We start from the raw sequence: 1,059 nt of genomic DNA, 5'->3' as shown, positions 1-1,059 counted from the left end.
CGGGAGGGCCGCAGCGTCTGGCGGCAGAGCTCGGCGACCGCGCTCACGATCTGCGCGCCCTGACCGGTGTCCCGCAGGAGCTCTTCGTCCCTGCCGACTCGTCGGCGGAGGTGTTCCGTGACGTGGTCGGGAGCCTGCAGGCGATGCGCAGCGCGCTGGAGGTGCTCGAGGTCCATGCGGTGGTCGCGCTCGCGGATTCCCTGACTCTGCGCAAGCAGGCCGAGGCCCGCGCCGACGCGGCACAGGAGCCGGGGGAGGGCCCGGCTCCTGCGTCGGTGTTGCGGGCGGCGTCGCGGGAGGCGGCGCGGGAGGTCTCGCTGCTCACGCGCCGCTCACCCGCAGCCGCGTCGCATTCGCTGGCGGCGCGGCGTCGTCTGGTGGCGGATATGCCGGAGATGCTCACCGCGCTCGCGGACTGCCAGGTCACCGCCGCGGATGCGTATCGCACCTCCCGCTCGTTCGCGCCGTTGACGTCTGCGCAGCGGCGGGAGGCGGATCGGCTGCTGGGGCAGCGTCTGCCGTATCTCGATGGTGCCGGGTCGCAGGAGTGGGACGACGCCCGTGCTGCGGCGATCTCTCTGGCCGACCCGGAGGGGGAAGCGCGTCGTCACCAGGTCGCGAAGCGGGAGCGGCATGTGAAGGTGCGGCGCGGGGAGCATGGCATGGCCACGCTCTCCGCGCACCTCACGGCGCTGGATGCGGCGCTGATCCGCAAGCGTCTCTCGCTGGAGGCCGAGCGTCTGCGCGCCGGCGGGGACCGGCGCGGGCATCAGGCGATCCAGGCCGATTCCCTCGTGGACACGCTCCTGGGACGCGGGGGTGGGATGGAGCCGATCACCCTGGACATCGGGGTGATCATCACCGACCGGATGCTGCTGGATCCCGGGGCCGGGGACCTCGCCCAGATCGAGGGATACGGGACCGTGCCCGCCGAAGCGGTGCGCGAGAGCCTGCGCGGACCGCTGGACGCCATCATCGCCGCCGACCAGCACGACCAGCACGACCAGCACGCCCAGCGCGCCCAGCAGGACCATCACGCCCATCACGATCCGTGCGACC

The 1,059-nt window shown here is 73.0% G+C and carries 1 pseudogene; it reads left to right on the top strand.

Annotation, left to right across the window (positions count from 1 at the left end):
- Nucleotides 1-1,059 (top strand): annotated as a pseudogene (locus D1648_RS11335) (HNH endonuclease); the annotation flags it as partial.

This window comes from Brachybacterium sp. EE-P12, from assembly GCF_003711805.1.
Lineage (GTDB): Bacteria > Actinomycetota > Actinomycetes > Actinomycetales > Dermabacteraceae > Brachybacterium.
This window is presented reverse-complemented; position numbering and strand designations above follow the sequence as displayed.